The organism is Mesorhizobium sp. M4A.F.Ca.ET.090.04.2.1 (genome assembly GCF_003999085.1).
GTDB lineage: Bacteria > Pseudomonadota > Alphaproteobacteria > Rhizobiales > Rhizobiaceae > Mesorhizobium.
The window spans coordinates 1-4,185 of record NZ_RZOT01000536.1; the positions used below are offsets into that span (position 1 = coordinate 1).

Consider the following 4,185-nt stretch of genomic DNA (forward strand, 5'->3'; position numbering starts at 1 on the left):
AGGCTACAGGACGCTGACGCTGTGGACCAACGACATCCTCGTCTCGGCCCGCCGCATCTATCAGGCGGCGGGCTTCGAACTGGCGGAAGAAGAGCGCCACCATTCCTTCGGCAAGGATCTGGTCGGCCAGACCTGGAATTTGGCGCTCTAGCCCTTCACCGGTATCCAGATTTCCAGCCCGCCATTGCCGCTGCGCGGATCAAATTCGGGCCCGTAGCGCTCGAATTCCGGGGCATCGGCGACCTCGTGCCCGGAGGCCGGCAACCATTTGTTCCAGATCGTGTTGACCGTGCGGCGGATGGTCGAGATGTGCTCGCGATGGGCAAAGACGGCGTATTTCTGCGCCGGCACGCGCACGCGAAAGAACTCCTTAGGCAGCTCCGAAAAGTCAGCGACCTCGACGCCGGCGACATAGTCGAAATTGCCGGCGTCGTCGCCGTTGACGCAGACGCCGTAGGCGACGTCGCCGGTCTCGCCGGGGATGTTGCCGATATAGGGTCCGAAACGCTGCCACAGCATCGGAATGCCGGCGCTTGTCTCGCAGCTATAGCGTACGCCGAGCCCGGCGATGAGGAAGGGGCGGCTGGTCTCGAAGCGCGGCGGTTCGAGATTGCTGAGAAACGACTGGTCCATCAGGATCGGCTCCACGAGGTCTAGGGTGTTGGTCGAGCCTTGCGCGCGCACCAGTTCCGGCGTGGTGCCGAACTGGTCGCGGAAGGCGCGGGTGAAAGCCTCATGCGAGCCGTAGCCAGCTTCGAGCGCGACCGAAAGAATATCGGGCGCGCCGCCGGCAAGCTTGCGCGCCGCCTCGCTCAGGCGGCGCGCGCGCATGTAGCCCATCACCGAGCGCCCGGTGGCGGCGCCGAACGCGCGCGTCACATGGAAACGCGACACGCCGCTGCTTTGCGCGACATCGTCAAGCGAAATCGCGTCCGGCAGATGGCTTTCGACAAACCACAGCGCTTTCTCGGTCGGGTGCATGGTTCCTCGCATTTGGCCGGCCGACGATAATGCCCGCGCGGACAGTCAGTTTGATCCAAATTGCGCACTGCGCAATAATGCGTCGGTCATGCCCCGTCGATGTGGGAATCGAAGCGGCATGATCCAGTGTCCGGGGAAGGGGCGTCCCGATGACCACGGCGGCTGCCGATCAGGTATACCGGTTTGGCGGGTTCACGCTCGACCTCGCCATGGGCACGTTGCGCGGCGTCAACGAGCCGCTGTTCCTGCGCCCGAAGGCCTACGCCCTGCTTTCGCATCTTGCCCGAAACATGGGCCGTGTCGTGCCGAAAGCGGAGTTGATGGACGTTGTCTGGCCGGGCGTCTACGTCACCGAGGACTCGCTCACGCAGTCGGTGCGCGAAATCCGCAAGGTGCTTGGCGAGGAAATGGTGCGCACCGTCTCCAAGCGCGGCTACATGCTTGCCGGGGAGGCGGAACCCCCGCCCGAGATGAGCTCCCAGCCGATCGTGGCGGTCGTTCGCTTTCGCAACGAGAGCGGCAATCCGGCCGACGAAGCGATGGTCGACGGCTTTGCCGAGGATCTGATCAACGGCGTGGCCCGCTTCGGTACAGTCACCGTGCTGGCGCGCAATTCGAGCTTTTCCTTCTCCTCCTTCGGCCGTGGCGAGTGGCCGCAGATCCGTGCCCGCATCGGCGCCGACTACCTGGTCGAAGGGTCGCTGCGCCGGCAAGGCGAGCATGTCGTGGTGGCCGTCAGCCTGGTCGACATCGCGACCGCCAGCCAGCTCTGGGGCGACCGCTACCAGTCGCAGGGCGCTGGTCTGTTCGCGACCGGAGGCGAGATCGTCGAGCAGATCGTCAGCCGGCTGGTCACGCGGGTCACCAATGCCGGGCTGGAACAGGCCTCACGCAAGCCGGTGACCAGCCTCGCCGCCTATGAGCTTCTGCTGCGCGGTTTTGCGCTGCTGCGCGATCCGGCCCAGACCGACCAGCGCGGCGCCGAGGCATTGTTCGAGGCGGCCATCGCCAAGGATCCGAATTATGGGCTGGCCTACACCTATCTCGCCCTGGCGCGCTCGCTGGACGGGGAGTTCGGCCGCGCCAGCGACGCGGTGCTGCAGAACGCGCGTGACCTTGCCGACAAGGGCCTGGCCTTGTCGCCGGACCAGCCGACCGGCCACCGCGTGCAATCGCTGATCCGCCTCTACATGCGCGACCACGAGGCGGCCGAGCACCACATGCGCATCGCGCTGCAGCTCAATCCCTGCGATGCCGACAGCATCGAGCAGATGGGCATGCTGCTGACCATGCGCGGCCGGCCGCTGGAGGCGCTGACCTGGCTGGCGCGCGGCATCCGCATCGATCCCTTGCACCCGCACTGGTACCAGTTCGACCGTGCGCTGGCGCTCTACATGATGGGGGAATACCGGCAGGCGGCGGAAGCGCTGGAGCTGGCCACGCGTCCGGCGCCCTGGATCCGGACGCGGCTGGCGGCCTGCTATGCCCAGATGGGCGACATGGAAAGGGCGCGGCGGCAGATCGCCCTCATCGAGGAGGGCGATGCTTTTGCGCCGCTCGACTACGCGTTGCGCGGCGTGCCCTTCGAGAACCGGGCCGATGCCGAGCATCTCGCCGAAGGCGTGCGACTTGCCCTCGGCGAGGTTTAGCCTGAGGCCGATCGTCAATCGACGACGACCACGATGTAGCGGCCCTGATAGGCCCGGTAGTAGGTGCCGCCGCAACGCCAGACGTCGAAGCCGTTGACCTTGGTGCGGACGCAGCCGGCCGGCAAGGTCGCGACCCAGGCAGTGGTGTGCCTCAGCACCCGCCATGTCGTATTGCGGCGGGCGACACCGGCGGCGCTGCGCGGCGTCCAGGGATGGCCGACGCGGGCCTCGGCCGTGCCGACCAGCGACAGCGCCGGCACCGTGCCGCCGATGATCTCGACGGCGGCCATGCCGATGGCGAGCAGGGCCGCGGCCGAACGAATTTTCGTCATGGATTTCAAACGCATTTTCTCTCTCCTTAAGGCTCGATCGAAGTTCAACGGGGGGACGCGGCAAGCCGGGCGGTGCCCGCCAGAGCCGCGAGGTGAGCAACCACGAACAGAAAGTGCGCCGCGGTTGTGACGTAGCCGACGACGAGCACGTCGGCGGCGATGAAGAACTGCCAGAACAACAGGTTTGCCGTTCCGAGCAGCATGTGGACGGCAGCCAGGAAGGCATGCCAGGTCCGCGAATAGGCGATGCGCGAGAGCGTGGCCCCGATGATCAGGGCCAGTCCGTGCGCCTCGATGAAGCCGATGCCGGTGCCGGGTGCGTCGGCGAGCAGTATGGCTTCGGCGCCGCGCCCGAAGAAGGAGCCGGCAATGTCGGTGGCGAGCCCGCCGGCCGATGCGACGATCAGGAAGCAGGCGTTGACGCGGATGAGCAGGTTTCCAAAGAACGGGGTCATGGTCGTTTTCCTTCGGTTTCGTGTTTGGCTGCCACGGCGGCATTCCGCCGTGGCTTGTCGGAACGCGTCGCCGCCTCAGGCGGCGATGGCTTGCGGCTCGGCAATAGCCATGGCGGGCTCGGTGGCGGCTGTCGCTCCGGTCGGCGCCTTGATGCCGAACCAGGTGACGTAGAGCGTCGGCAGGAAGACCAGCGTCAGCACCGTCGCCACCATCAGGCCGCCCATCACCGCATAGGCCATCGGCCCCCAGAATACGGTCGGCGCGATCGGGATCATGCCGAGGATGGCGGCCGCCGCCGTCAGCAGGATCGGCCGCAGCCGGTGCGTCGTGGCGCTGATCACTGCCGCCCAGGGCTCTTCGCCTGCGGCTATATGCTGGTCGATCTGCGCGATCAGGATCACCGAGTTGCGGATCACCATGCCGATCAGCGACATCACCCCGAGGATGGCGACGAAGCCCATCGGTGCGCCGGAGATGAGCAGCGCGCCGGCGACGCCGATCAGCGCCAGCGGTGCGGTGAGCAGCACCAGCACCAGGCGCTGGAAGCTCATCAGCTGGATCATCAGCACGGTCGCCATGATGAACAGCATCAGCGGGAAGACCACGAAGATGCTGGCCTGCGCCTTGGCGCTGTCTTCCGTGACGCCGCCCTGCTCGACGCTATAGCGGGCCGGCAGCTCCGCCTTGAAGGCGTCGATCGCCGTGCCGAGCTTGCGCGCCACCGAGACGGCATCGCTGCCCGGCGCGACGTCGGCCTGGACGGTCAC

General features: G+C 66.7%; 5 protein-coding genes and 1 pseudogene. 2 read left to right on the forward strand and 4 right to left on the reverse strand.

Annotation, left to right across the window (positions count from 1 at the left end):
- Window positions 1–151: pseudogene (locus EN781_RS35550) on the forward strand (MarR family transcriptional regulator); the annotation flags it as partial.
- Here the strand turns inward: EN781_RS35550 and EN781_RS27515 are convergent.
- Entirely contained in the window at window positions 148–981 is an 834-nt protein-coding gene (locus EN781_RS27515) for an AraC family transcriptional regulator (RefSeq protein ID WP_126055136.1), read from the reverse strand. The pseudogene EN781_RS35550 and the gene EN781_RS27515 overlap by 4 nt on opposite strands.
- A gap of 149 nt (window positions 982–1,130) precedes the next feature.
- Between EN781_RS27515 and EN781_RS27520 the strand changes: the two genes are divergently transcribed.
- Window positions 1,131–2,630 carry a winged helix-turn-helix domain-containing protein gene (locus EN781_RS27520; RefSeq protein WP_126055135.1) on the forward strand — a complete coding sequence of 500 codons (1,500 nt, stop codon included), beginning with the start codon at window positions 1,131–1,133 and terminating at the stop codon, window positions 2,628–2,630.
- Between the two features lie 14 nt (window positions 2,631–2,644).
- Here the strand turns inward: EN781_RS27520 and EN781_RS27525 are convergent, their stop codons facing one another.
- The 3 genes from EN781_RS27525 to EN781_RS27535 all read right to left on the reverse strand — a co-directional run.
- Window positions 2,645–2,977 carry a hypothetical protein gene (locus tag EN781_RS27525; RefSeq protein WP_126055134.1) on the reverse strand — a complete coding sequence of 111 codons (333 nt, stop codon included), beginning with the start codon at window positions 2,975–2,977 and terminating at the stop codon, window positions 2,645–2,647.
- Between the two features lie 29 nt (window positions 2,978–3,006).
- Window positions 3,007–3,417 (reverse strand): hypothetical protein, encoded by a 411-nt coding sequence (locus tag EN781_RS27530; protein ID WP_126055133.1) that lies wholly within the window; start codon window positions 3,415–3,417, stop codon window positions 3,007–3,009.
- A gap of 75 nt (window positions 3,418–3,492) precedes the next feature.
- On the reverse strand, window positions 3,493–4,185 hold a 693-nt coding region (locus EN781_RS27535; RefSeq protein WP_145965653.1), incomplete at its 5' end, for an efflux RND transporter permease subunit.

What these genes read in the sequence shown, in the direction of transcription:
- EN781_RS27515 (WP_126055136.1), bottom strand. Translation starts at nt 981, where the DNA reads ATGCACCCGACCGAGAAAGCGCTGTGGTTTGTCGAAAGCCATCTGCCG.
- EN781_RS27520 (WP_126055135.1), top strand. Translation starts at nt 1,131, where the DNA reads ATGACCACGGCGGCTGCCGATCAGGTATACCGGTTTGGCGGGTTCACG.
- EN781_RS27525 (WP_126055134.1), bottom strand. Translation starts at nt 2,977, where the DNA reads ATGCGTTTGAAATCCATGACGAAAATTCGTTCGGCCGCGGCCCTGCTC.
- EN781_RS27530 (WP_126055133.1), bottom strand. Translation starts at nt 3,417, where the DNA reads ATGACCCCGTTCTTTGGAAACCTGCTCATCCGCGTCAACGCCTGCTTC.